At 60.7% G+C, this 23,053-nt stretch carries 24 protein-coding genes, 1 tRNA gene and 3 pseudogenes; 3 read left to right on the top strand and 25 right to left on the bottom strand.

The window, feature by feature from the left end; translation table 11 throughout:
• Nucleotides 1-74: 74 nt before the first annotated feature.
• The 25 genes and pseudogenes from K349_RS0115050 to miaA all read right to left on the bottom strand — a co-directional run bounded on the left by K349_RS0115050 (nucleotide 75) and on the right by miaA (nucleotide 20,743).
• Nucleotides 75-698 (bottom strand): hypothetical protein, encoded by a 624-nt coding sequence (locus tag K349_RS0115050; RefSeq protein ID WP_157367414.1) that lies wholly within the window; start codon nucleotides 696-698, stop codon nucleotides 75-77.
• Nucleotides 699-739: 41 nt separating this feature from the next.
• A complete protein-coding gene (locus tag K349_RS19800) occupies nucleotides 740-1,285 on the bottom strand; it encodes a hypothetical protein (RefSeq protein ID WP_245588073.1) in 546 nt (181 codons plus the stop codon).
• Between the two features lie 249 nt (nucleotides 1,286-1,534).
• A pseudogene (locus K349_RS20185) lies at nucleotides 1,535-1,669 on the bottom strand (prepilin-type N-terminal cleavage/methylation domain-containing protein); the annotation flags it as partial.
• Nucleotides 1,666-1,977 (bottom strand): hypothetical protein, encoded by a 312-nt coding sequence (locus K349_RS0115060; protein ID WP_245588074.1) that lies wholly within the window; start codon nucleotides 1,975-1,977, stop codon nucleotides 1,666-1,668. The pseudogene K349_RS20185 and the gene K349_RS0115060, both read right to left, overlap by 4 nt.
• A gap of 6 nt (nucleotides 1,978-1,983) precedes the next feature.
• Nucleotides 1,984-2,085: pseudogene (locus K349_RS20190) on the bottom strand (prepilin-type N-terminal cleavage/methylation domain-containing protein); the annotation flags it as partial.
• A gap of 79 nt (nucleotides 2,086-2,164) precedes the next feature.
• Nucleotides 2,165-2,635, bottom strand: a complete 471-nt coding sequence (locus K349_RS0115065) for a type II secretion system protein (RefSeq protein ID WP_029166579.1) — start codon at nucleotides 2,633-2,635, stop codon at nucleotides 2,165-2,167.
• A gap of 142 nt (nucleotides 2,636-2,777) precedes the next feature.
• Nucleotides 2,778-3,995, bottom strand: coding sequence for a type II secretion system F family protein (locus tag K349_RS0115070; protein ID WP_245588075.1), 1,218 nt, complete (start codon nucleotides 3,993-3,995; stop codon nucleotides 2,778-2,780).
• Between the two features lie 145 nt (nucleotides 3,996-4,140).
• Nucleotides 4,141-5,220 (bottom strand): annotated as a pseudogene (locus tag K349_RS0115075) (type IV pilus twitching motility protein PilT); the annotation flags it as partial.
• 39 nt (nucleotides 5,221-5,259) lie between these two features.
• Entirely contained in the window at nucleotides 5,260-6,939 is a 1,680-nt protein-coding gene (locus tag K349_RS0115080) for a GspE/PulE family protein (RefSeq protein WP_029166582.1), read from the bottom strand.
• A 352-nt stretch (nucleotides 6,940-7,291) separates the two neighbouring features.
• Nucleotides 7,292-7,389 (bottom strand) — tRNA-Sec (locus tag K349_RS0115085).
• Nucleotides 7,390-7,462: 73 nt separating this feature from the next.
• Entirely contained in the window at nucleotides 7,463-8,005 is a 543-nt protein-coding gene (locus tag K349_RS0115090; RefSeq protein ID WP_169731365.1) for a sigma-70 family RNA polymerase sigma factor, read from the bottom strand.
• 60 nt (nucleotides 8,006-8,065) lie between these two features.
• Nucleotides 8,066-9,370, bottom strand: coding sequence for a thymidine phosphorylase (locus K349_RS0115095; protein WP_029166584.1), 1,305 nt, complete (start codon nucleotides 9,368-9,370; stop codon nucleotides 8,066-8,068).
• Between the two features lie 9 nt (nucleotides 9,371-9,379).
• A complete protein-coding gene (locus K349_RS0115100) occupies nucleotides 9,380-10,231 on the bottom strand; it encodes a purine-nucleoside phosphorylase (RefSeq protein WP_029166585.1) in 852 nt (283 codons plus the stop codon).
• Nucleotides 10,232-10,395: 164 nt separating this feature from the next.
• Entirely contained in the window at nucleotides 10,396-11,562 is a 1,167-nt protein-coding gene (locus tag K349_RS17430; RefSeq protein WP_029166586.1) for a tyrosine-type recombinase/integrase, read from the bottom strand.
• Between the two features lie 118 nt (nucleotides 11,563-11,680).
• The gene (locus tag K349_RS17435; protein WP_029166587.1) at nucleotides 11,681-12,364 is read right to left on the bottom strand and encodes an NUDIX hydrolase; all 684 of its coding nucleotides are present in this window, start codon (nucleotides 12,362-12,364) and stop codon (nucleotides 11,681-11,683) included.
• A 32-nt stretch (nucleotides 12,365-12,396) separates the two neighbouring features.
• A complete protein-coding gene (locus tag K349_RS0115115) occupies nucleotides 12,397-12,957 on the bottom strand; it encodes a 2-oxoacid:acceptor oxidoreductase family protein (RefSeq protein ID WP_029166588.1) in 561 nt (186 codons plus the stop codon).
• 16 nt (nucleotides 12,958-12,973) lie between these two features.
• Complete coding sequence (locus tag K349_RS0115120) at nucleotides 12,974-13,717, bottom strand: thiamine pyrophosphate-dependent enzyme (RefSeq protein WP_029166589.1); 744 nt, start codon at nucleotides 13,715-13,717, stop codon at nucleotides 12,974-12,976.
• A 16-nt stretch (nucleotides 13,718-13,733) separates the two neighbouring features.
• Nucleotides 13,734-14,795, bottom strand: coding sequence for a 3-methyl-2-oxobutanoate dehydrogenase subunit VorB (locus tag K349_RS0115125; protein ID WP_029166590.1), 1,062 nt, complete (start codon nucleotides 14,793-14,795; stop codon nucleotides 13,734-13,736).
• Nucleotides 14,796-14,803: 8 nt separating this feature from the next.
• On the bottom strand, nucleotides 14,804-15,028 hold the full coding sequence (locus tag K349_RS0115130; protein ID WP_029166591.1) for a 4Fe-4S dicluster domain-containing protein: 225 nt from the start codon (nucleotides 15,026-15,028) through the stop codon (nucleotides 14,804-14,806).
• Nucleotides 15,021-15,791, bottom strand: coding sequence for a hypothetical protein (locus K349_RS0115135; RefSeq protein WP_029166592.1), 771 nt, complete (start codon nucleotides 15,789-15,791; stop codon nucleotides 15,021-15,023). The genes K349_RS0115130 and K349_RS0115135 overlap by 8 nt, the downstream gene beginning before the upstream one ends.
• Nucleotides 15,788-16,726: a methionyl-tRNA formyltransferase gene (gene fmt / locus K349_RS0115140; protein ID WP_029166593.1), complete on the bottom strand. Its 939-nt coding sequence runs from the start codon at nucleotides 16,724-16,726 to the stop codon at nucleotides 15,788-15,790. The genes K349_RS0115135 and fmt overlap by 4 nt, the downstream gene beginning before the upstream one ends.
• Before the next feature lie 2 nt (nucleotides 16,727-16,728).
• Nucleotides 16,729-17,214, bottom strand: coding sequence for a peptide deformylase (gene def / locus K349_RS0115145; protein WP_029166594.1), 486 nt, complete (start codon nucleotides 17,212-17,214; stop codon nucleotides 16,729-16,731).
• An 85-nt stretch (nucleotides 17,215-17,299) separates the two neighbouring features.
• Nucleotides 17,300-18,856, bottom strand: a complete 1,557-nt coding sequence (locus K349_RS0115150) for a S1 RNA-binding domain-containing protein (protein WP_029166595.1) — start codon at nucleotides 18,854-18,856, stop codon at nucleotides 17,300-17,302.
• The gene (gene ispH, locus K349_RS0115155) at nucleotides 18,831-19,712 is read right to left on the bottom strand and encodes a 4-hydroxy-3-methylbut-2-enyl diphosphate reductase (protein WP_029166596.1); all 882 of its coding nucleotides are present in this window, start codon (nucleotides 19,710-19,712) and stop codon (nucleotides 18,831-18,833) included. The genes K349_RS0115150 and ispH overlap by 26 nt, the downstream gene beginning before the upstream one ends.
• Complete coding sequence (gene miaA / locus K349_RS0115160) at nucleotides 19,709-20,743, bottom strand: tRNA (adenosine(37)-N6)-dimethylallyltransferase MiaA (RefSeq protein WP_051464411.1); 1,035 nt, start codon at nucleotides 20,741-20,743, stop codon at nucleotides 19,709-19,711. The genes ispH and miaA overlap by 4 nt, the downstream gene beginning before the upstream one ends.
• 537 nt (nucleotides 20,744-21,280) lie before the next feature.
• Between miaA and K349_RS18280 the strand changes: the two genes are divergently transcribed.
• Genes K349_RS18280 through K349_RS0115175 form a run of 3 tightly spaced genes read left to right on the top strand, consistent with a single transcriptional unit; the run spans nucleotide 21,281 to nucleotide 22,804 of the window.
• Nucleotides 21,281-21,673, top strand: coding sequence for a bacteriohemerythrin (locus K349_RS18280; protein ID WP_029166598.1), 393 nt, complete (start codon nucleotides 21,281-21,283; stop codon nucleotides 21,671-21,673).
• A gap of 17 nt (nucleotides 21,674-21,690) precedes the next feature.
• Nucleotides 21,691-22,332: a chemotaxis protein CheC gene (locus tag K349_RS0115170; RefSeq protein WP_029166599.1), complete on the top strand. Its 642-nt coding sequence runs from the start codon at nucleotides 21,691-21,693 to the stop codon at nucleotides 22,330-22,332.
• Nucleotides 22,319-22,804: a chemotaxis protein CheD gene (locus K349_RS0115175; RefSeq protein ID WP_034265814.1), complete on the top strand. Its 486-nt coding sequence runs from the start codon at nucleotides 22,319-22,321 to the stop codon at nucleotides 22,802-22,804. Before K349_RS0115170 ends, K349_RS0115175 begins: the two co-directional genes overlap by 14 nt.
• Nucleotides 22,805-23,053: the final 249 nt, after the last annotated feature.

The raw sequence follows: 23,053 nt of genomic DNA on the forward strand, positions 1-23,053 counted from the left end.
CAGTTTCTTTTCATACGGGCTCTCATGCCAGTGGCCAAGGGAATTTCGTCTCGAAAACATGCGGCATCACATCCTCATCTGGCCTCGATAAACGCCTGCTCCAGCACCTTTCGTTTCACGCCGTCCTTGAAAAGCGTACTGCGCACCACATAGGCACCGATTTCTCGGTCCTCCTCGCTATAGGATTGCTTTTTGCGAACGCTTTCCTTATTCGTCCGAATGGTCAGACGAACCGGTACGAGAGGGTCGTAGGAAAAATCGGACCGGACTTCATAGCGAACGTCGAAAACCGCCACGTGGAGTGAAAAGACACCTTCCAGGCGAGGAACATAACCACTCTCGAAAACAATGTCCTCGCTGAACACCGGCTTCGTCGGAAAAACACCGGCAACATCGTAGGAATAGAACGCGAGCAATTTCTCTCGATGTCCGCCGGAAGCCTCCCAAACAAGGACATCGTCGGAGGCGCTCCACCTCGGAAGCGGACGTCCATGGAGCCTCGCGTCCTTGATCCTGGTAGCAATCCAGTTTTTCCCGACCTCCAGACCATATTGGGCAGCGTTGAACATTTCTCCGTACTCTGCTGCCATGCGTCCCGTCAGTGCAGTGTTTTCAGCGACGTACAACGCCGCTCCCACCAGCGCACCTCCGAGAAGGAGCACAATGAGAACCGTTACCAGACCGAATCCACGGGACATGCCTCGGAAGGAATGACAGGAAAGTTTTGTCGGAAAGGGCCTCAATTTCGGATCCTCCAGCTTCTCGTGACCGCCACATAACGATAGTGCAGGTCCAAGTTCGCTCTGACAGGGCGCCATCCTTCGTTCTGTTCATCCCAGCCGAAAATATGGTGCTGCACCGGCGCGGAATGTCGCTTCGACGCACGCGAAAGAACCGTGACCGTGAGAAGAGAATCCGCGAACTCCGCGTGAAAACCCACGATACCCTTGATTCTGGGTTGCACTGAGGAAAAATCATCCGTATACAGTTGCTCGCCTTGAACGAAAAAACGCAACGCTTTGACTTCGTGAAGCTGGTCATAGAGATTCACCGGCGCGTTTCGCACCGCTCGAAGAGTCAAAGAGTCCGCTCCCACAGCTTGTACGAAGAAAGGAATTGAGGAGGAAGGGAAGACGATCCACCGTTCCAGGACTTCCGGAGGCACTTCCGAAACCCGGAGAATATCTCCTTCCGCGTCCAGAATGCGTCCTTCCAGTGCGGCGCATTTTCTCGGCACGGCAGACACAAGGCGCAATTCACTGTTTCCCTCGCCGACACAACTCACGGCGCTCGTCCAAAAATACGGCGAGCGCCTCCAGGGAGGCAAGCTTGCGCTGCTCCCGCTTCTTGAAGGCCAACACGTGGAAAAACGGTTTTCCTTCCCCGGATCGTCACTGTTGGGCATGCCCAAACCTGCAAGCAAAACGTACGGTTCAAGGAATGCAAGAGCCATTTCGGCATTTTGCTGAGCTTCGGCATACTCCGTATTGTGTTCGACAGTGCTGAAAAAGGCATAGAGGGCGAAAAGCGCGGTTGACACAGCAATACCACCAACGAGAAGAGAGACGAGAACCTCCACAAGGGTGAAGCCTCGCTTCTGTTTCGTGCTCTCCTGTCCGAGACGAATTATCCGGAAAACGTCGCGCCTTCCTCTCGCGATACGCTTCATTTGTCATCCCTGGCCGTCTCCGCGGCGAACGAACTCACCGCTCTCTCCACCATCAATTCCCGGCGGACACCTCGCACATCGTCCCAGAAAACGATGACACGAAGCACGTCCGCCGCGCCTCCCAAACCCTCGATTTTATTCCAGGAAAGAGCGTACCGCGGATTTGTCCGGTCCGCCTGCTCCGTGACGGAAGAGACGGACGTGGCCCCCTCGAGTTCTTCCAGTTTCATCAAGGCCAGGAGTAATGCCTGTCCACGATGGAGACTCTGTACCGTAAGCTTCGTCGTCATCACAGGTATTGCAGCCATAGCAAACAACCCCACCGCCAGAAGAAGCACGGCAAGAAGCGTTTCGACAAGAGAGAATCCTCGACAGGCACGCTTCGCCTCAACTCGGAAAGCGTCATAAAAAAGCATTGTCGAGGAAGAAGATCTCTTTTGCACTTTTCGATCGCACTCTCATTTCATCATGCAATCTGCCATCGGTTTGCCGACATTATCTCGCTTTTTGAACCGCCCAGCCTTTTTGGGAAGCGCGGTCGTAATAGGTGTCTCCGCTCACAACCGCGCAACTGTTCGCTCCCCAAATCTGAAGCCCTTCATTTTTAACAATTTCTCCGAGTTTCCCCTGCACATCGCTCTCGGTCACAGCAACACAAACGAATATCCCGTTGCTGTCATCACTGACGATGCCATATTTCGTATTCACCAATTCCTTATCCAAATAGGTCTTCAAATTGTCCAATGTCGCCGCTTTCCCATCGCTCCAAAGCATCATGGCACCGGCTTTCATGGTCCGCAAGTCGGAAATGATCTGTGTTGCCTTCGCTTTTGCGGCACCACCGCCCATGAGAAGCATCATACTTCCCGCAAGAACACCGATAATGACAATAACAATGAGCAATTCAACCAGAGTGAAACCAGGAGCTTTCCTGAGTCGTTCGGATTTTATTCTATTTTTCCCCATTTTCGCTCTGCCTCCAACAATGTCTTGATGGTTTTATTTTCTAAAAATACCTGATTACGCATCTCCGTCCCCAAAATACCCTTTAGAATAGTTAATAAAAGAATCTCTTCTCCTTTTCTCCACCGCCTCCTTCTTGCACCTGCTAAAGCATCGTTTGAATTGCACCGATGATAGGAAGAAAAATAGACAGTGCCACAATGGCGACGATACCACCTACAAAAAGGATGAGTACCGGCTCCAGAACCGAGGTGAGTTTCGACACCTTCTCGTCCAATTCCATTTCAAACCAGTCCGCGATTTTGTTCAGCATTTCCTCCAAGTGCCCGGTCTGCTCACCGACGGTAATCATGTGCGCCACCATGAGCGGAAAAATCTTCTCTTTTTTTGCAGTTTCACCAAGAGGTGCGCCTTTCCGTGCAGCCTCGCGAATATTGAGGAAGGCCGAGGCGACACGGGTGTTGTCGGCGACCTCGGCGGTCATCGTCAAACCGGAAAGAATAGGAACCCCCGCCTGCACCAGCGACGCGAGAGTCCTCATCGAACGAGCCATAATTGCTTTCTGGAGAATATCTCCAGTGATGGGAAGACGCAGCTTCAATCTGTCCACGTAGGGACGTGTTTTCGGAAATCGATTGAGAAGAAACCCCAAAAAGAACAAAAGAAAGACGGCACCTGCACACATATACCATTTTTGTTTCATCAAACTGGACAAAGTAAACACAACATGAGTCAGAGCGGGCAATTCTCCTCCCATCTGAGAAAAAACCACCTCGAACTTGGGAACAATAAACGTCACAAGTACGTAGAGAACAAGAACGGCAAAGAAAAGCACGACTGACGGATAAGTGACAGCCGAGGTGACCTTTCGACGAAGAGCCTCCTGTTTTTCGAGAAACAGTGCGAGGCGGCTCAACGTCGTGTCGAGAAGCCCCCCCTCCTCCCCCGCTTGAACCATAGCCACCATGAGCGGAGAAAATTCTTTGCGAGTCTTCATTGCCGCCGAAAGCGACCATCCTCCGTCAAGCAGTTTTTTTACCTGACCTATGGAGACAGCAAGGCGTCTGTTCGATGTCTGATCCTTGAGAATATCCAGCGAAGCAGAGAGAGTCATTCCGGATCCTACCATAGTGGCAAGCTGACGAACGAAAATAGCCTTGTCCTTCGTAGCCACGGTAGTAACCAACGCAAGCCTGGATTTCCAAGCAAGGAGAGTCTTTGACAGGCTTCCCTTCTCCGTGGAAACAGTCTCGCCACCGACGGTTTTCGATACGGAAATGGGGAGCAAGCCCTGTGATCTTAGCCACGCCACAAGATTCGCCTCATCCAATGCCTGACGAGTCCCTTCAACAACCTCTCCCATTTCCGAGCGGGCTCGATAACTGTAGAGAATGACACTGCCTCCTTCATCGCCATAGCGGTATTTCCAATTTATTATTTACTCTGATTCTAGTCGAAGAGTTTAAGGGTTACAATAGGTCTTGAGTTTCATTTTTCCTAACATTTCTTTATATAGCATCGAATACAAGACGTTCGAGGTCTTTGGGTTCATATGCGTGCGACATCGCCTGTTCGAGGTGGAGTTTTCCCTCTCGGACAAGGCGAGCGAGATCCTGGTCCATACTGTGCATTCCCAAAGCCGCACTCGTCTGGAGAATACTTTTGAGCTGTCCTGTCTTGCCTTCGCGAATGCAGTTCCGAACGGCAGGATTTGCGAGAAGAATCTCCGTGGCAGCCATACGACCGCCACCCGGTAAGGCAATGAGCTGCTGCGAACAGACTCCCACAAGGACGTTACTCACTTGTAAACGAACCTGTTGCTGTTGATGGGGAGGGAAAACATCAATGATCCGATCCACGGTCTGGGCGGCATCGGGAGTATGGAGAGTGGCAAGGACAAGATGTCCTGTCTCGGCGGCGGTAACGGCTGCGGCCATCGTTTCCAGGTCACGCAGTTCTCCGATGAGAATCACATCGGGATCCTGCCGCAAAGCGCGACGGAGAGCCTCTCCGAAACTTTCCGTATCGGTGCCCACTTCTCTTTGATGGACCATGGCCCGTTCGGACACGAAAAGATATTCAACCGGATCCTCAATAGTCACGATGTGACAGCGACGAGTCATATTAATCTGCTGTACCATCGCGGCAAGGGTCGTACTCTTTCCACTTCCTGTGGGACCGGTAACGAGAAAAAGTCCGCGGAGTCGCCTTGTTATGCCATCCAGGCACTCCGGAAGCTGCAACTGCTTGAGGCTGCGGATACTGCTCGTGATGAGGCGCAAGGCTATCGTGACGTTTCCCTTCTCAAAGTAGCAATTTCCTCGAAACCGAACAGGTTCCGCCGGTGCGTCAAAGGAAAAACTGAAATCCAACTCCTTCGTTTTTTTAAGGTGATCGATCTGCACTCGCGAAAGCAATTCCCCAGCGAAACGCCAAATATCCTCCACAGTGAGGGGAGAAACATGAGCCGCAAAATGAAGTTGGCCATCGAGGCGAAAGGCGGGAGGAAAACCGACACCGAGGTGGAGGTCGCTGGCGTTCTTACGGGCCATTTCAGACAGAAGTGTTGCGATGGAAGATTGCATGCGCTGTCGTCCCTTCTTCTCGTCCTCATTCCCCGGAAGCGATCACGCCATGGAAACCTGGAGAACCTCCTCCAGGCTCGTTTCTCCCTGAAGAGCTTTCCGCAGTCCCTGCTCCCGAAGAGTCCGCATGCCTCCTTCCAGTGCTTTTTTGCGCAGAGCCACCGCCGACTCTCCCGAAACGACGCTCCTCTTCATTGTGTCATCCATGACCATAATTTCGAAAATCGCCGTTCGCCCCCTGTATCCCGTTCCCCGGCAGGAAGGGCATCCCACGGCCCGCCACACAGGAACATCCGCGACCAGGCCGAGGCTTGCCGCAAGGGATTCCGAAAGTGCATAGCGTTCTTTGCACTCCGGGCATAGCTTACGGACGAGACGCTGCGCGATCGCCGCAATGAGAGAAGATGCCACGAGAAACGGCGCGATACCCATATCCACCAAGCGCACAATACTGCTGGGTGCATCGTTCGTGTGCAGCGTCGAGAGAACCATGTGTCCTGTCAGTGCGGCCCGTATGGCCATCTGGGCGGTTACGAGATCCCGGATCTCTCCCACCATGATCTTGTCGGGGTCCTGCCGCAGAATGGCACGAAGACATTCCGCAAAGGAAAGCCCCGTCTTCTCGTTCACATGTACTTGATTGATACCCGAGATGGTGTACTCCACAGGGTCCTCAATGGTGACAATATTCACCTCCGGTTTGTTCAGACGCTCCAGCATCGAGTAGAGGGTCGTGCTCTTTCCGCTCCCCGTAGGGCCCGTCACGAGGAGAATACCGTGGGGAACGTTCAGCAGTTCTTCGATGAGTTCCTTGTCGTCGCATTCGAAACCGATACGGTCCAGACCGACCATGGTATTGCTCTGGTCGAGAACGCGGATGACAATCTTTTCTCCGTAGACGGTGGGGAGGGAGGAAACACGAAGGTCGATCCGATGTTCCAGTACCTTGATGATGATCCGTCCGTCCTGGGGGCGCCTTTTTTCGGCGATGTCCATATTCGCCATGATCTTGACCCGGGACACCACTGCCGGATGCAATCCCCTGGGATATTCGAGCGCATCGAAGAGGGCACCGTCCACGCGAAAGCGCACTCGGCTCGACCGTTCATGCGGTTCGAGATGCAGATCCGAGGCGCCTTCTCTCACGGCCTGTTCCAGCATGTTGTTCACCAGCTTGACAACAGGCGCTTCCTCCGCCCCGACTCCATCCATCCGGGTGGTGAGTTCCGTTTCGACAATCCCCTGCGAAGCCATGACCTCGATACCCGCATCGGTGAAGGTCTCCTGAACTATGTACGCCGTATCCAAGGCACGGCGGATCTCCGTCGGCGTCGCGAGGTTTATCTCCACTTCCATTCCCGTGAGCATGCGCAGTTCATCCAGGGCGAAGACGTTCAAGGGGTCACTGATGGCAACCGTAAGGAGATCGGAACCGGAAACCGACATGGGAAAAACTTCGAGGCGACGGGCTATCTGCTCGGGAACCAAGCGGAGCGCTTCCGGCATGGGTTTGAAGCGAGCAAGCGAAACCAGGGGTTTTTTCAACTGTTGCGCCAGAGCCCCTGCAAGATGGCGCTCCGTCACCCATCCGTTCTTGATGAGAACTTCTCCAAGGCGACTGTGTGTCAGCCGTTGTTCCTCCAACGCTCTTTGCAATTGGGATTCCGAAATGGCACCCGCCTTGACAAGAAGATCCCCAAGTCGGACTTTCTCCATGGCCATGTTTGCCTCCTTTATTTTCACTCCCCTTATTGTACAGAAAAAAGACCCCTTGGGGGCATTGCAGAGATATTGTCAGATATAAGGAGTCTCTGAATAAGGCTACGTCAGCCCCGCAGGGCGCCTCGCAGAGCCTGATGCGACCCGAGTCAAGGGAAAGCGAAAGGTCTTTATTCAGGGCTTCCCCAGGTCAAAGGAGACAGAAAAGCCGAAAACCACTCCACTACACCTCGCTTCGTCGTTTTCCCCCTTGGCGGAGTAGACAGTGGAGCAAAAAGGGAAAAACGTTTCCTGAGTGTAGCGAACGGTTTTCGGCTCTTTTCGAAGCAAGCAATTGCAAGTATCGAGAGTATTTTGGCGGAGGCGTGTGGGAATCGAACCCACCCGGGGCGCCGCTCAGCACCCCACACTGGGTTTGAAGCCCAGGGACAGCACCAGCCACCACTCGCCTCCGCGTCGCTCCGTCATTGTAACGGTGCCGGTTTGTCCTGTCCAGCACTGGAGCTATGCGATATTCTGATGTGAGTTATTCCGTTTTCGAGGGGTCGCGCTCCGCCACAAGGCGCCGGGCCTTGTTCCGTACCCGGGCCAGGGCGTTCTCCACCCTCTTGTAGGGCCAGCCAAGGGTTCCCACGGCGCGGCCCACGCTGCCGCAGGCCCAGAGAGCGTCCACGGCAGCGATCTCCACGGGGGTGAGCCGGTCCAGCAGATATTCCAGAAACTCCCGGTCCTCGGCGATTCCAAGGAGATCCTCCCCGATTTCGAGATCCTCCAGGCTGACCGTCTCGTCCACCAGGTCCTCCCGTGAGGACAAGGTCCTCCGCAGGTAAGAGATCATGGCATTCCGCGCACAGGAACAGGCGAAGGAGGCGTAGGAACCCCGGTCGGGATCGAAAGCTCCGGCGCTGCGACAGAGCGCGAAGAGCCCCTCTTGGATGAGATCGTCCTTGAGATGGGAATCGTTGCCGGAAAGAATGCCCGCCTGTTTGCGGACAAAAGGAAGAAACGCCACGAGCACGCTCTCCAGGTCCGCTGCGTCCCGCCGATCTTCGGTCGGTGTCCGCCCCATCGTCTCCACCACCCTCATGTCCGGATGAAAAGCCGTCGTCCTTCTCCGCTGCCGCTCCGCTCAGTCCACGGCCTCCAGCACCACCGAGCGACGGGGCGGTTGCTCCTCCACGATGACGAGAGCGTCCCGGAGGGCGTCCTTCGCCTCGGCCAGCCGGGCCTCGTCGTCGTAGTGGAGCCGCAGCACCGGGGAACCCGTCTCCACGGCCCCTCCGGGGCGCACCAGCACCTCCGCGGCGACACCGGGACGGATGGCATCGTCCTTGTGCAGCCGCCCGCCCCCAAGGAGTCGCATCGCAACGCCCACCTTCCGGGCATCGATCCGGTCGAGCCACCCCGTTTCGGGGGCGACGAGATCCCACCGCAACGGCGCCAGGGCAAGCACGCCTTCGGGATCGTCCGCCACTCTCGGAGTGCCGCCCTGGGCGGCGACGAAGCGGCGGAACATTTCAAGCCCCTCGCCACTGCGGAGCACCTTCTCCGCTCTGCGGATCCCCTCTTCGCGGGAGGACGCAGCCCCGGCGAGGACGAGCATGGCCCCCGCGAGAGCGAGAGAGAGTTCCTCCGTGTCCTTCGGCCCCCGGCCCTGTAGAGTGTGCACCGCTTCGAGCACCTCCGCAGCGTTGCCGATCCACCGCCCCAGGGGCACGTCCATGTCGGTCACGAGCGCCTTGGCCCTGCGTCCCAAATCGCGGGAGAGGTCCACGAGCAGCCGGGCCAGGCTTCGAGCATCCTCACGGGTGCGCATGAAGGCCCCGCTGCCGCATTTCACGTCGAAGACGAAGCCCGAGGCGCCTCCGGCGAGTTTCTTGCTCACAATGCTGCTGGCGATGAGGGGTAGGGAGGGAACGGTACCCGTCACGTCCCGCAGCGCGTAGAAGAGTCCCTCCGCGGGAGTGATCTGGGGGGAGTGTCCCACCACGGCACATCCCACGGTGCGGATCAGCTCCCGAAATTCCTCTAGGGAGAACCCCGACCGGAAGCCCGGAATGGATTCGAGCTTGTCCAGAGTACCCCCGGTGAAGTCCAGTCCCCGACCACTCAGCTTTGACACGGGAACACCGCAGGCCGCGACGAGGGGCACCACCACGAGGGTGCCCTTGTCTCCCACGCCGCCTGTGCTGTGCTTGTCCACGGCGTGCAGCTCCTCCGGCAGGCGCACCATGTGCCCCGACTCGGCGAGGGCCTGGGTGAAGACCCGCAGCTCCTCCGGCGCAAGTCCCCGAAAGTACACCGCCATGAGCCACGCGGCGACCTGGTAGTCCCGGAACTCTCCCTTCTGGAAGGCGAGGACGAACTGCCGTAGTTCCTCCGACGTATGGCACCCTCCGTCGCGCTTCGTTTCGATAAAGGCCAGGGGATTCATGAGGCGCGTCTACCTCCCTTCTTCTCCGAGGGACGCAACGATGCCCACAACAAGGCGCGTGAGCCTGTCCGCGGCGCGTCCCATCTCATCCAGCACTTCCTGGTGCGTGAGGGGCGATTCGGTCATGCCCGCCGCGTAGTTGGCCACGCAGGAGACGGCGAGGATGCGCATGCCCATGTGCCGCGCCACGATGATCTCCGGCACGGTGGACATGCCCACCAGATCCGCCCCCAACACCCGGGCCATGCGGATCTCCGCGGAGGTCTCGAAGGACGGCCCGGCAAAGGCGATGTAGACGCCCCGCTTCAGGTTCACCGACTCCCGTAGAGCCACCTCTTCCGCCAGAGCCATGAGCTTTTTGTCGTAGGCGAGGGTCATGTCGGGAAAACGGGGGCCCCAGTCGTCCTCGTTGGGACCGAAGAGGGGGTTTGCTCCCATGAGGTTGATGTGGTCCACCACGAGCACCAGATCGCCGGGAAGGAGGCCGTAGTGAACGCCCCCCGAGGCGTTGGTGGCGAAGAAGACCTCCGTGCCCCAGCCGCCGAAGACCCGCACGGGAAAGGTGATCTCCCGCATGGAATAGCCTTCGTAGTAGTGCAGCCGCCCCTGCATGGCCACCACGGGCACGCCCTTCAGGTACCCCGCCACGAGGCGCCCTTTGTGCCCCGGCGCGGTGGAGAGCGGCCAGTGGGGAATCTCTCCGTAGGGGATCACCACGGGATTCTCGATGGCCTCGGCCACACTGCCGAGCCCCGAGCCCAGCACCACCGCAGCCCGAGGAACAAAGCCCACACTGCGGGAGACAAAGACCGTCGCCTCTTCCACATGCTGTCTGTATTCCGCACTCCGTTCCTTGGACATAAAGAGAACCTCCTCGAAGAACGTCTGCCGTCGTCGCCGTCGGAAATCAGCTGACAGCCCGAGGCGCCGCGAAAATATCGGCATACAGGATGCGTGTCGCCGGTCGCACCCTCGGGGGCATCCGAACACCCGCCCTTTTCGGGGTGGCCGGGGAACTGCGCCCGCTACGCCCTGGGATGGCAGGAGTCGTACACGTCCCGCAGCTCCGCGTCGAAATGAGTATACCGCTCCGTGGTGGTGATGGAAGAGTGTCCGAGGAGTTCCTGAAGGGTCCGCAGGTCCATCCCCCGGCGCAGCAGGTGCGTTCCGAAGGAATGACGCAACACGTGGGGATGGAGTCGAGATGCGGCGATTCCAGCCCCCTTGCCTCGTCGGCGAATGATACGCCACACGTCCTCCCTGCCCAGGGGGCCACCGGTGCGGCTCAGAAAGACCTCCTCCCGGGCCGCCGCGTCGAGAGCGGGGCGCCCCTGATGTATGTAGCGCCGCAGCATCTCCCGCACTTCTCCGAGCAGGGGCACTGTCCGTTCCTTGTCCCCCTTGCCGATGGCCCGAAGCCGCCCTCCGGAGAAGTCCAGATCCCGCAGCCGCAGCGTCACCAGCTCCGACGCCCGGAGGCCGCAGCCGTAGGCGGTCTCCAGGATCGCCCGGTCGCGCAGGTCCAGAGGAGCCGCACCCGCGCAGGAGGCGAGCAGTCGCTCAACTTCCCCCTCGCTCAGGATCTGAGGAAGTTTGCGCCCTTTGTCCGGCAGGGGAATCGCGGCGTCACCGCCGGGAAACCACCCCTCCAGGACGAGAAAGCGCATGCACGACCGGATCGCCGCAGCCCGCCGCTGTATGGTGGCCTTGCTCTTACCCTGGAAGGTCAGGGCCTTGAGATAGGCCCCGAGGCCTTCCGGCTCGGGAGGAAAGGAGGCGACATGCCTTTTCCGGCAGAAGGCGGTCCAGTCCCGGAGGTCCCTTCCGTAGGCGAGGACGGTGTTCTCGCTCGCGCCGCGCTCCAACAGGAGAAAGTCGAGAAAAGCGGCGCACTGCTCCTCCGCGGTGTCCTTCCCGCCTCCCGGAAGCGTTTCGTCCTCCGCCGCGTCGTCAGGCCCGCACCCTGCGCCCGATTCGTCCGGCCCTCCGGCTCCGGCATGCACTGCACCTGTGCCCGCCGTACCGCTTCGCAGGTGCCCCTCCCGGAGCGGATTCCCCTCCATCGGCCGCTTCCGGGAGAGGCGACCGCCCCGAAGACTCCCGCGCCGCAGAGGCTCGCCAGACCCGTTCTGCCCGTCCGACGCCTCCGCTCCGTCCGGAGCATCCCGCAAGCGCCCGGCCTCTTCGTCCATATCTCCTTCACCCCCCGCAGCCCGGCAATCCGCCCTCCCTCGCGGCGAAGTACCGCCGGCCCGAAAAAAGTGCCGGGGAGCCCTACGGCATGCCGCGGGTTCCCCGGCGCGAAACGATTCAGCACTCCGTTCCCGCCTCCGTCTGACATGTCATCTTCCGACAGAGGAAGCGGCACAGCGCAACAAGGGTCTTGCCATCCTTGATCCGCCCCTGGCAGAGCAGGTCGGGAAGCTCCCGGACGGACACGGGAACGACCCGGATCGTCTCGTCGAAGTCGGGCGCCAGAGCTGAGGGGAAGAGACCCGTGGCGTGAAAGAGAATGAGCACTTCGTCGCTGAATCCCGGAGCGGTGTAGAAACGGCACATCTCGTCAAAATGCTCCGCGTCGAAACCGATCTCCTCCTGCAGCTCCCTCCGCGCTGTCTCCAGAGGCAGCTCGTCAGGCTCCATGATCCCAGCGGGCACCTCCAGGAGCACCTCACCCACGGGATAGCGATACTGCTCGACGAGTAGTATCTCCCCCTGGTCGTTCTCGGCGAGAATGCCCACCGCGGGGGCATGCTCCACCACCTCGCGGTTCGTCCGCTTGCCGCTCGGAAGCCGCACGCCGTCGACGCGCAGGTTCAATATCCGCCCGCGGTAGAGCGTGATCCCCGAGAGCTTGGTCTCGACGAGGGCAGGATCGACGCTGTTTCCCACGACGATCCGTGCCTTTCCGTCGTCCCTTCCGTTCCGACCTTCCATCAGCGTCGCCGCGTCCTGCTCCCGGGATCTCCTTGCGAACTCCTCCACGATACCCATGGTGCCTCCTTGTGTCTTTTCGCCCTCTTCCGTCAGCGGGAAACACCCTTTCGCGCGATCTCCCGGCCCTTCTCGAAGGCGGTGATGTTCATCTCCATCATCTGAGCCTTCTTCTTGCCGAGCTTGTCCTTGATGGTTGCGAGACACGCGTCGGCTCCCACGATATCCCCAGCCTCCACCAGTGCGCCCAGGACGACCACGTTGGCGACCTTCTCGCTCCCAAGCTCCATGGCCAAGGAGTTGGCCGGAACGGCGACGACGGTGATGTCCGTCCGGGGGTTCCTGTAGGACACCAGGTCCTCATTGTACAGAAGAATGCCTCCCGGTTTCACCGTTGGTTCGAACTTCGCGAGGGAGGGCTGGTTCATGATGACCACGTAGTCCGCCCTGCTCACCACGGGAGAGGCGATCTCCTCGTCGCTCACCATGACACTGCAGTTGGCGGTGCCGCCGCGCATCTCCGGCCCGTAGGAAGGGATCCACGTGACGTGGCGTCCTTCGTACATGGCCGTGTAGGCCACGAGCTGCCCCAGCGTGAGCACTCCCTGCCCGCCGAACCCGGCGGCGAGAAGGCTCCTGAAGAATTCTGCCATGATGCGGATCGCCTCCTTACTCCGGTACCTTGATGTCCCCGAGGGGATAGTAGGGGATCATCTTCTCTTCCACCCAGTTCGCTGCGTCGGCGGGGCGCATGCCCCAGTTGGTGGGACAGGTGGAGAGCATCTCCACGAAGGAAAAGCCCTTCCGGTCGATCTGGGTCTGAAAGGCCCGCTTCACCGCCGCCGCAGCCTTGCCCACGTACTTAGGCTTGGCCACGGAGACCCGGGTGATGTAGGCTGGGGCCGCGAGGGTGGCGAGCAATTCCGCCACGCGCATGGGGTAGCCGTTCACGCCGGGGTCGCGTCCCAGAGGGCAGGTGGTGGCCTTCTGCTGCAAAAGCGTGGTGGGGGCCATTTGCCCTCCTGTCATGCCGTAGATGGCATTGTTGATGAAGATCACCGTGATGAGCTCTCCCCGGTTGGCGGCGTGGACGATCTCCGCCATGCCGATGGAGGCCAGGTCGCCGTCCCCCTGATAGGTGAACCCCACCATGTCGGGACGGATGCGCTTCACCGCCGAGGCCACCGCCGGAGCCCTGCCATGGGCGGCCTCGTACATGTCGGTATCGATGTAGTTGTAGAGGAACACAGAGCACCCCACGGGAGCGACTCCGAAGGTTTTCTTCTGAATGCCGAGTTCGTCGATGACCTCCGCCACCAGTCTGTGGGCGATGCCGTGAGTACACCCCGGGCAGTAGTGGGTTGGCACATCCGACATGGATTTCGGGCGCTCGAAAATCTTGGTCTCTTTCATGACGTCCCCTCCCGGCCTACTTGCCCGTGATCTCGCGGATCCGGGCCTCGATCTCGTCCACCGAGGGCGCGATGCCGCCCACGCGTCCGCAGAAATGCACGGGAACGGTCCTGCCGACGCCGATCCTGACGTCGTCGATCATCTGACCGCAGCTCATCTCCACCACCAGCACGTCCTTCACGCTCCGGGGGAGATTCTCGAAGGGCGCGTAGGGGAAGGGATAGACCGAAATGGGGCGGATCATTCCCACTCGGAGCCCCTCCTTGCGGAGTTCGTTGATGGCGGACCGGGCGATGCGTGCCGTGGTACCGTAGGCGGCGAGCACGATCTCCGCGTCGTCCGTCCTGTAGCTCTCGTAACGTACCTCGTTCTTCTCCATCTCGCGGTACTTGGCCTGGAGCTTCATGTTGTGCCGCTCCAGCTCCTCCGGATCGAGGTAGAGGCTCTTCACCAACGCCCGGGTTCCGCGCCGCTCCATGTAACCCACGGCCCAATCCCTCTTGTCGGGAAGCTCCATGGGTTCGGGGGTGCGGAACTCCACCGCTTCCATCATCTGCCCCATGAAGCCGTCGCCCAGGATCATCACGGGGTTTTTATACTTTTCCGCCAGGTCGAAGGCGAGCATGGTGAGATCCACCCCCTCCTGGAGGGTGCTGGGGGCGAGGACGAGGAGCCGGTAGTCGCCGTGACCGCCACCGCGGGTGGCCTGGAAGTAGTCCGACTGGGCGGGAAGGATGCTCCCGAGCCCAGGGCCGCCCCGGACGATGTTCATGAGCACGCAAGGCAGCTCCGCTCCGGCGATGTAGCTGATTCCCTCGGACATGAGAGAAATCCCCGGACTCGACGAGGAGGTCATCACCCGTTCTCCCGTTCCGGCGCCGCCGAAGATCATATTGATCGCCGCCACTTCGCTCTCCGCCTGGAGATACACCCCACCGACCTCGGGAAGCCGCCTGGACATGTACTCGGGAATCTCGTTCTGGGGGGTGATGGGATAGCCGAAGAAATACCTGCACCCAGCACGAATCGCCGCCTCCGCCAGGGCCTCATTTCCCTTCATCAGGACACGTTCGCTCATCGTCGCGTTCACCTCGCATCCTCGTCGATCCGGAAGACTTCGATCGCCACATCGGGGCACGTGAGCGCGCACATGCGACAGGCGATGCACCCTTCGGCGAACTGCTCCGCGGGCCGATATCCCTTGTCGTTGATCCTGTCGGAAATGCGCAGAACGCTCTTCGGACAGGCCGCAACACACAGGCCGCAGCTCTTGCACCGATCCTCGATCACCGTAATTCGCCCTTTAGGCATCCACCACACCTCTCTCCCATGGCAGAAGAATACGCCGCTTCAGAGGCCAAAGAGGAACGCCCGCGAGCGTCACCCCCTCCTCCGAAGATCCGACAACCGCGTACCACAGTGCTTCCGCGACACCCGCGTACAACAGAGGAATCCCCAGGGTTTCCGAGGCCTCTTTCGCGAGGTCGATCCCCTTTGCCACGTCCTCCATGGTCGTCTCGCCGAGACAATGGGCATTGCTCAGCAATCCCGTGATCCGGAGTCCCGTTACCATTTCGAGGTCGGCGTGGAGAACGGCGATCTTCTGCAGCGTGTTCGTCTGGGGGCGGAAGGAATTGACGACCAGAAGAAACGTGATGCCTTCTTTCTCGAGAAGCGGCGCGAACTGGGTGAGGGCCATGCCGCCCCGGGCGTCTCCTCCCACGTCGAGGAAGAGCCTGTCGGTACCCCCGATGGAGCGGGGCACCTCCGGGGAAAGGGCCGGTGCATCCCCCCACCGGGCGTCCCCCGGAGAGGTGATGACCTGAAATCCTTCGGCGCGGAGCGTCTCCACCCGTTCGCGGACACAAAAATAGGGGTTGGTGATGTCCACATCGGCGATGCGGACTCCCTCCCCCATCTGGAGAAACGTATGAGCCAGATTCAGGAGCCACTCGGACTTGCCCGATCCGAGGGCTCCGCCTACAGCGAGGTTGCGTTCCCAGGAATGAAGACCGATGAGACGTTTCCGCGCCAGGGCGGAACCATGGCGTTTCAGGGCATCGACCGTTCTCATTCGAACAGAATCCCTCCGCTTTCCCGCAGACCCCGGATCCACGCAAGGGCCTGACACCGAGGCTTTCCCTCGGGCTGTACCTCCAGAAGCTCCACCGCGCCGTCGCCGCAGGCGACGACCGGCCCACCCTCCGCAAGTCGAAGCAGTGCGCCGGGGTGTCCCGTTCCCTCCGCAGGCCTGCTGCGCCAGAGCTTCACGCGTTTTCCTCCCACACAGGTGAACGCCCCGGGCGCGAGTGCGAGCGCCCGAATCCGGTTGTGCACGGCGAGGGCGGATGTGGTCCACTCCACCCGGGCCTCTTCTTTGGCGATTTTGGGGGCAATTGTGGCGAGCCTCGAATCCTGACTTTTTTCGAGGGTATGTCCCTGCTGCAACAATTGTAAGACACGGAGCAACATTTGGCTACCCTTCAGGGCGAGAACCCGCAACAGATCCACCGCGTCGTCCTCCGGGGCCACGGCGTGGCTCTCCCGGGCGAGGATCGGCCCGGCATCCATCTCGCGGACGAGACGGAACACCGAAACTCCCGTCTCGGCGACACCGTCGAGCAGCGCCCGCTGGATCGGAGCGGCCCCGCGGTAGGCGGGGAGCAGGGAGGGATGGATGTTGCAGCAACCGAAGCGGGGAAGATCGAGAAAGGGAGGAAGGATGAGCTGGCCAAAATCCACCACGAGCAGCGCGTCGGGACGCTCCTCCTCCAGGGCCTTCAGGAAATGCTCCTCCCTGGAGAGTTTCTCCGAGTATTCCGGCTCGTAGCCGGCCTGCCGCGCCGCCTCGTCGAGCGGCACAGGACGCAGACGAAGCCCCCGTCCCGCCGGTCGGGGCGGGGCGGTGACAACCCGGGTAAAGCGCATCTCCGCCGCGAGAGCGGAAAAGCAGGCCGCGGCAAAGAGTCCCGAGCCGAGAAACCAATAGCGACCCTCCGGAGGTATCATGGTCATTCCTTTCGTTTCTGCAGGCGTCTTTTGATGAGATGCCTCTTCATGGGCGAGACGTGGTCGATGAGGAGTTTTCCGTTGATATGGTCGATCTCGTGGGAAAGTGCCCGGGCGGCAAACTCCTCCCCCGTGATGGTACGGAGGTCCCCGTTCTCGTCCCGGGCCTCCACTACCACCCGAAGAGGACGCGTCACCTTCTCGAAGATCTCGGGAAAGCTCAGGCACCCCTCCTCGCCCACCTGCTCCCCCTCGACCTCGAGGATCCTGGGGTTCACCAGGACGTGCCGTTCCCCCTTGAGGACCACCACGATGACCCGCCTGGAAACGCCCACTTGGGGCGCCGCGAGGCCCACGCCGTCCTTCGCCTCCATGGTGTCCCACATGTCTCGGAGAAACACCCGGAACGCGTCGTCAAACTCCGTGACCTCCTCCGCGGGAGCGCGCAGCGCCGGATCCGGATAGATGCGCACCGGAAGTACCGCCATACCGTTCCCTCCTGCCTGACACGACAAAGGACCGCCCGGCCCGAGGGCAAGGCGGTCTCGTTCTTTCTCTCGTCGAACCCGGGGTCTAGTGGCCGCCGTTGTTGAACATGCCGCCCAGATAGTCTCCGATGGTGACGGAGGCATCCTCCTGGGGCAGAACGGGCTCCTTCTGGCGTCCCTCGCCCTGGCGACGGCGCGGCCTCTCGGAACGCTCCTCGTCGGAATGCCGCCGGGGCTGCGCCTGCTGTTGCTGCTGCTCCTGGGACTCGTCAGGCTGCTGCAGCGCGCTCAGGCTGAGGCGGATACGCCGCTCCGCGGGGTTGACCTCCAGAATGCGGGCGGTCACCTCCTGTCCTTCCTGCAGCACGTCCTCGGGTTTCTCCACCCGCTGACGGCTCAGTTGAGAGATGTGAATGAGTCCTTCCACACCTTTCTCCAGTTCCACAAAGGCGCCGAACTCTGCGAGACGGACCACCTTCACCTCCACGTCCTGGCCGGCGGCGTAGCGTTCGCCCACACCGTTCCACGGGTCGTGCAGCTGCTTGTAGCCCAGGCTGATCCGCTTGCGCTCGCAGTCTACGTCGAGGATACGCACGTCCACGGTCTCGCCCTTCCGGAGCACTTCCTTGGGATGCTTGATCCGTGTCCAGCTCAGGTCGCCAATATGAATCAGTCCCTCGATGCCGGGCTCTATCTCCACGAAGGCGCCGAAGTCGGTGAGGTTCGTCACGACACCGGTGGTGAGCACGTCCTTGCCCCACCGCTCGCCCACGGTCTCCCAGGGGTCCGCCTGGACCTGCTTCATGCTCAGGGAGATCCGGTTGTTCTCGCGATCGATGCCGATGACCTTGACCTTCACCGAATCGCCCTTCTTGACGATTTCCTTGGGTTTCGCGTTGCGCTGCCAGGAGAGTTCGGAAATGTGCACAAGCCCCTCCACAGGACCGAGGCTCACGAAGACGCCGAAGGACGTGATGCTGCTGATCGTGCCCTCGAGAACGGCCCCCTCCTCGACCTGGGAATAGAAGCCGTCCCGCTGGTAGTTCATCTCCTCCTCCAGCACGGAACGCCGGGAGAAAACCAGGCGACGTTTCTTCCTGTCTTTTTCGAGGAGTTTCACCTCGAAGGTCTCATCTACGAACCGTCCGGGGTTGACACCCCGGCCCTCTTCCGCGAGATGCGAAATGGGGATGAAGCCCTCGATGCCACAGCAATCCACGATGAGACCGCCCTTGACCTTCCGGAGACCCCGCACCGTGACGACATCGCTCTTGCCCAGAGCCTCTTCGACGGCGTTCCACCGGTCGTCGAAGGCCGAGCGCCAGCGGCTCACCACAAGCTGGGATTCCTCGTTCTGAATGATGTTGATCACCTGAACGCGAATCGTGTCTCCCACGGAGGGCTCGGGTACATCCTCGACCAGAGCGCGATGGGTCCACTCCCGACGGGGAAGGAAACCCTCGCACTTGTAGCCCACGTCGACGAGCCATCCATCCTCGCTCGCCTCGACGATGACGCCGTCCACCAGTTTTCCCCGATGGATCTCCTGGGCCTCGTACTCCGCCAGCATGTCCTCCATCGTGGTGCTTCCGCTCTCGATGACCGGATCCATTCCTTCAACGTTGTTCTCGTGCTCCACCATTACCATCCATCCCCCTTGACGACCTTTCTGTCGCGAGCATTGATATAAGCTGGTGAATGAGCCAGTCCGGAGTGCTCGCCCCGGCGGCTACGCCGATGATGGCCTTGTCCGACAACCACCCCCGATCGAGTTCCTGAGCATGTTCGATCCAGAGCACGGGTGCCCCCGCGCCCTGGGCGATCTCGAAGAGCTTTTTCGTGTTGGCGCTGTTTCGTCCACCAATAATGATAATACCATCCACTTCCGCTGCCAAGCGACGCACCGAATCCTGCCGCGCCACGGTGGCTCCGCAGATGGTATTGAACACCCTGATCTCCCGCGCCTGGGGCACCACCCGGGCCACAACACCCGCCAGGGTGGTCTCCTTCTGTGTAGTCTGACAGACGATGCCGATTTTGTCACGCCGCGGCGGCAGGGAGAATTCTTTCATGTCGTTCAGCACTTCCGCCTCGCCTGTGACATAGCCCCGGATGCCCTGCACCTCGGGGTGATCCTCGTCTCCGACGATCACCACGAAATATCCCTCCCGGGAGAGCAGTTCCGCCCGTTCCTGGGCGTTGCGCACGAAGGGGCAGGTGCCGTCCACGATCCGTCCAGCCCGTTTGCGCGCCGTCTCGAAGACCCGGGGAGACACGCCGTGAGCGCGGATGAACACCGTCGCCCCCTCGGGGATGGTGTCGGGATCCTCCACCACCACGAGCCCCACCGCCTCCAAGCGCGCGATCTCCTGCGGATTATGGATGGGACTGCCCAAGGCGAAGACCCGGCCACCGTCCCGCAGCGCGTTCTCAAGCTCCTCCACGGCCCTGCGCACACCGAAGCAAAGACCGGTAGGGTTTGCAACGACAACCTTCATGCGCCCTCCCGAACTGCGCCGGGATCTCCTCCGGCGTTTTTTCCGGAATGCCCCGCGAGATGTCTTCCACAGGATTCCAGAATTGTAGCATAAGAAGATTCCTCCAAAACATGCGATGCATCATACCACAAGACCGGTGAAAATTTGCGGAACCACGTCATCTGTCTTCGTGAAAAAGCCCGGGTCGCCGCAGCGTCTCCGTTCATCGCCTCCTCGAACGTGCACTCCCCCCGGTGGTACGCCACCAGTTCCCGGTAGCCGAATCCCTGCAGGGCGGGCATGCTCTCGTCGAAGCCGTGTTCGAGGAGCCACGCCACCTCCTCCGGAAATCCCGAGGAGAACTGTCTGCGCACCCGCTCGTTGATCCGCCGGTACAGCTCCTCCCGGGAGCGGAGCAGACCAATGTAGAGCACCGCGTAGGGCGCGGCGGAAAGCGCTCCCTTCCGGTAGGTCTCCGTGGCAGGGCGCCCGGTCAGCTCGAAGAGTTCCAGGGCGCGGACGACTCGCCGCAGATCCCTGGGGTGGATCCGCGCCGCCGACGGGGGATCCAGCTCCGCGAGGTGCCGGTGCAGCGCCTCTCTCCCGATCCGGGCCGCCTCGTCCTCCAAGCGCCGCCGCACTTCCCAGCTCCTGGGCAAATCCTCCGTGAGAATGCTGTCCAGGAGCGCCCTGTAGTAGAAGGGCGTGCCTCCCACCAGCAAAGGGACCCGTCCCCGAGCCCGGAGACGGGAGATCGCCGCCCCCGCCGCCGCGGCGAACTCCGCCGCAGAATAAGGCTCGTCCGGGTCCGCCACGTCGAGGAGGTGGTGCACGATGCGGCGGCGCATCTCCGGCGACGCCTTGTCGGTTCCCACATCCATGTAGCGGTAGACCTGCCGGGAGTCCACGGAGAGAATCTCCGCACCCAGGTCCTCCGCAAGGCGGAAGCTGAACTCGGTCTTGCCCACTGCGGTGGGGCCGATGATCGCCACCAGCGACACCGTGTCGATGCCGAAGCGATCCCCGAATGTTTTTTTCGTCTTTTCCGTCATGACGCGTCTCCTCGCTTCCATTCCGAGAGGCACGGCAAAGGCGCAGCCTTCCCGGTGACACTGTATTGTACCATCCGAAACCCCTCCACCGGACCGCCTTTCTCAGATACCTCCGCTCCTCCGAAAAGCTGGCAAAGCACCCCTCGGAAATGCCGAACACCGGAACGATCTTTTCACAGGGCATAACGCACACGACGGCTCCGGGAGCACGTATGCGCTCTTCTCGGAGACAGAGTCGCCGTCCTCCGAAGGCTCCCTTTCCTCCAGTGGCTTTCCGCTGCGGTGCCCCGACTTGTGCTAAACTGAAAAGGTAAAACAACCTTCTCCGGGAAAACGGTTCGCCTGTCGCACATCGTGTCTTTTCACGGCCGTGCGTGGATATGCGAGGGACGTGCGACAGCCCGTTCCCCGGAAGATACCCCACCGTAGCGATCCGAACAAATAGGCCGTTCCGGGGAGTTCCGGACCAATCCAGGGCGAAAACGCGGAAAATTCGACGGAGAGAGAACGCAGGGAAGCAAAGAGGAGGAATGAACCATGGGAGTCGCATGGAGCGACGATCTCGCCATCGGCATCGGCATCATCGACGATCAGCACCGGAAGTTGATCGAGCGCATCGCCGCCTTTTCCGAGGCGGTGGAGCGGAAGGAGGTGGACCAGATCGACGAGACCGTGAACTACCTCGTCGGCTACGCCATCCAACACTTCGGCGCGGAGGAACTGCTCATGATCCGCAATTGCTACGACGAGTTCGACGCGCACCGGGATGAGCACAGCTGGTTCATCAAGGAGGTCGGCCGGGTTCACCGGAACCTGGTGGAGGGAGCACTCTCTCCAGAGCGCATCACCGAGCTGCGGGACATGCTGGTCCGATGGACGCTGGAGCACATCAGCGTCAAGGATCGGCGGATCGCACGATTTATCCGCTGAGGCGGGAGGGAACGGCCATGAACGACAAGACCGACGCGGGCCAACGCGACGCGTTCCGGACGGACGTGCTTCGGGAGATCTGCAACATCGGCGCGGGAAATGCCGCCACCGCCCTGTCCAAACTCATGAACCGTCGCGTGGACATGCGCATCCTCCGGGTGCTTGCCCTGCCCTTCAACGACATCGTGGAATACGCCGGCGGCGCCGAGAACATCGTCGCCGCCGTGTTTGCCCGCTTCGAGGGCTCCCTGTCGGGCAACGTGCTCTTCGCCGCGGACGAACAGGAAGCCAGGCACCTGATTCTCGCCCTCACGGGAACGGAACAGGAGGGGTTCTCTCCTCTGGCCTGCTCGGTGATCCAGGAGATCGGTAACATCCTCATCGGCTCCTACCTGACGGCGCTCTCGGATTTCCTCGGAATGGAGCTGCGCCCCACCGTGCCATCCCTCGCGGTAGACATGGCGGGGGCCATCCTCAGCTTCAGCCTCATGGAGATCGGCCGGACCTCCGACACGGCCATCATGATCGACGCCGGCCTGGGTACGGAGGACGCCCCTCCCAGCGAGGAGCGGACGAGCCGCATCTTCCTCCTCCCCGATCCCGAATCGTTCGAGACGATCTTCATCGCCCTTGGAGTCGCGGACCATGGCAAAGATTAAGGTCGGCATCGCGGAACTTGCCGTAGCCCGCTTCCCCGATTCGGTGACCACCCTCGGCCTCGGCTCCTGCGTCGGCGTGGCCATCTACGACGAGACAAAGCGAATCGCCGGACTGGTGCACATCATGCTCCCCTCCATGGATCTGGCAAAAGGGGCAGAGTTCAACCGCGCCAAATTCGCCGACTCGGGCATCCCCCAGTTGCTGGAGATGATGCTCCGGGCCGGAGCGCTCGGGCGACGCCTCACGGCGAAGATCGCCGGAGGAGCGCAGATGTTCAACTTCTCCGACAAGGAGAATTCGGTGCGCATTGGGTCGAGAAACGTGGAGGCCTGCAAGAGGACACTTCAAAACCTGGGAATTCCTCTTCGTGCGGAGGACACGGGGGGCAGTTTCGGACGCACCGTGGAGATTTTTTCCGAGACGGGGCTCTACGAAATCCGCGCCGTCGGTAGGAACAAAAAGATCATCTGAACCCGGAAATCCGTCCCGCACTCCCGAACACGCCGGAGCCGGAGAGCACCTTCTCCGGGCTGGACTCTTCTCCCGGCTCCCAAGCATGGCAGCAGAACCCCTTCGTGCAGTGGCATCGTCGTCAGGCGTGCTCCCGAACTCCAAAGCATTTCGAAAGCCGCGCAGCGGCTACGAACACCAGTGTCGTTTCACGCGACACACCGCACGGGGAGCCCTCTCTCCGGATCTCGAAGGGGCTTCCGCCCCCAC

The sequence above is a fragment of the Aminiphilus circumscriptus DSM 16581 genome (assembly GCF_000526375.1).
Classification (GTDB): Bacteria; Synergistota; Synergistia; order Synergistales; family Aminiphilaceae; genus Aminiphilus; species Aminiphilus circumscriptus.

Coding starts and splice junctions, on each gene's coding strand:
- fmt (WP_029166593.1), bottom strand. CDS start 16,726: ATGATACCTCCGGAGGGTCGCTATTGGTTTCTCGGCTCGGGACTCTTT.
- K349_RS0115175 (WP_034265814.1), top strand. CDS start 22,319: ATGGCAAAGATTAAGGTCGGCATCGCGGAACTTGCCGTAGCCCGCTTC.
- K349_RS0115170 (WP_029166599.1), top strand. CDS start 21,691: ATGAACGACAAGACCGACGCGGGCCAACGCGACGCGTTCCGGACGGAC.
- K349_RS0115050 (WP_157367414.1), bottom strand. CDS start 698: ATGTCCCGTGGATTCGGTCTGGTAACGGTTCTCATTGTGCTCCTTCTC.
- K349_RS17435 (WP_029166587.1), bottom strand. CDS start 12,364: ATGGGTATCGTGGAGGAGTTCGCAAGGAGATCCCGGGAGCAGGACGCG.
- miaA (WP_051464411.1), bottom strand. CDS start 20,743: ATGACGGAAAAGACGAAAAAAACATTCGGGGATCGCTTCGGCATCGAC.
- K349_RS0115080 (WP_029166582.1), bottom strand. CDS start 6,939: ATGGCCATGGAGAAAGTCCGACTTGGGGATCTTCTTGTCAAGGCGGGT.
- K349_RS0115125 (WP_029166590.1), bottom strand. CDS start 14,795: ATGAGCGAACGTGTCCTGATGAAGGGAAATGAGGCCCTGGCGGAGGCG.
- K349_RS0115095 (WP_029166584.1), bottom strand. CDS start 9,370: ATGAATCCCCTGGCCTTTATCGAAACGAAGCGCGACGGAGGGTGCCAT.
- K349_RS0115070 (WP_245588075.1), bottom strand. CDS start 3,995: ATGGGAGAGGTTGTTGAAGGGACTCGTCAGGCATTGGATGAGGCGAAT.
- K349_RS0115115 (WP_029166588.1), bottom strand. CDS start 12,957: ATGGCAGAATTCTTCAGGAGCCTTCTCGCCGCCGGGTTCGGCGGGCAG.
- K349_RS0115120 (WP_029166589.1), bottom strand. CDS start 13,717: ATGAAAGAGACCAAGATTTTCGAGCGCCCGAAATCCATGTCGGATGTG.
- K349_RS0115060 (WP_245588074.1), bottom strand. CDS start 1,977: ATGGCTGCAATACCTGTGATGACGACGAAGCTTACGGTACAGAGTCTC.
- ispH (WP_029166596.1), bottom strand. CDS start 19,712: ATGAAGGTTGTCGTTGCAAACCCTACCGGTCTTTGCTTCGGTGTGCGC.
- K349_RS18280 (WP_029166598.1), top strand. CDS start 21,281: ATGGGAGTCGCATGGAGCGACGATCTCGCCATCGGCATCGGCATCATC.
- K349_RS0115130 (WP_029166591.1), bottom strand. CDS start 15,028: ATGCCTAAAGGGCGAATTACGGTGATCGAGGATCGGTGCAAGAGCTGC.
- def (WP_029166594.1), bottom strand. CDS start 17,214: ATGGCGGTACTTCCGGTGCGCATCTATCCGGATCCGGCGCTGCGCGCT.
- K349_RS0115065 (WP_029166579.1), bottom strand. CDS start 2,635: ATGGGGAAAAATAGAATAAAATCCGAACGACTCAGGAAAGCTCCTGGT.
- K349_RS0115090 (WP_169731365.1), bottom strand. CDS start 8,005: ATGGGGCGGACACCGACCGAAGATCGGCGGGACGCAGCGGACCTGGAG.
- K349_RS17430 (WP_029166586.1), bottom strand. CDS start 11,562: ATGGACGAAGAGGCCGGGCGCTTGCGGGATGCTCCGGACGGAGCGGAG.
- K349_RS0115135 (WP_029166592.1), bottom strand. CDS start 15,791: ATGAGAACGGTCGATGCCCTGAAACGCCATGGTTCCGCCCTGGCGCGG.
- K349_RS0115150 (WP_029166595.1), bottom strand. CDS start 18,856: ATGGTGGAGCACGAGAACAACGTTGAAGGAATGGATCCGGTCATCGAG.
- K349_RS0115100 (WP_029166585.1), bottom strand. CDS start 10,231: ATGTCCAAGGAACGGAGTGCGGAATACAGACAGCATGTGGAAGAGGCG.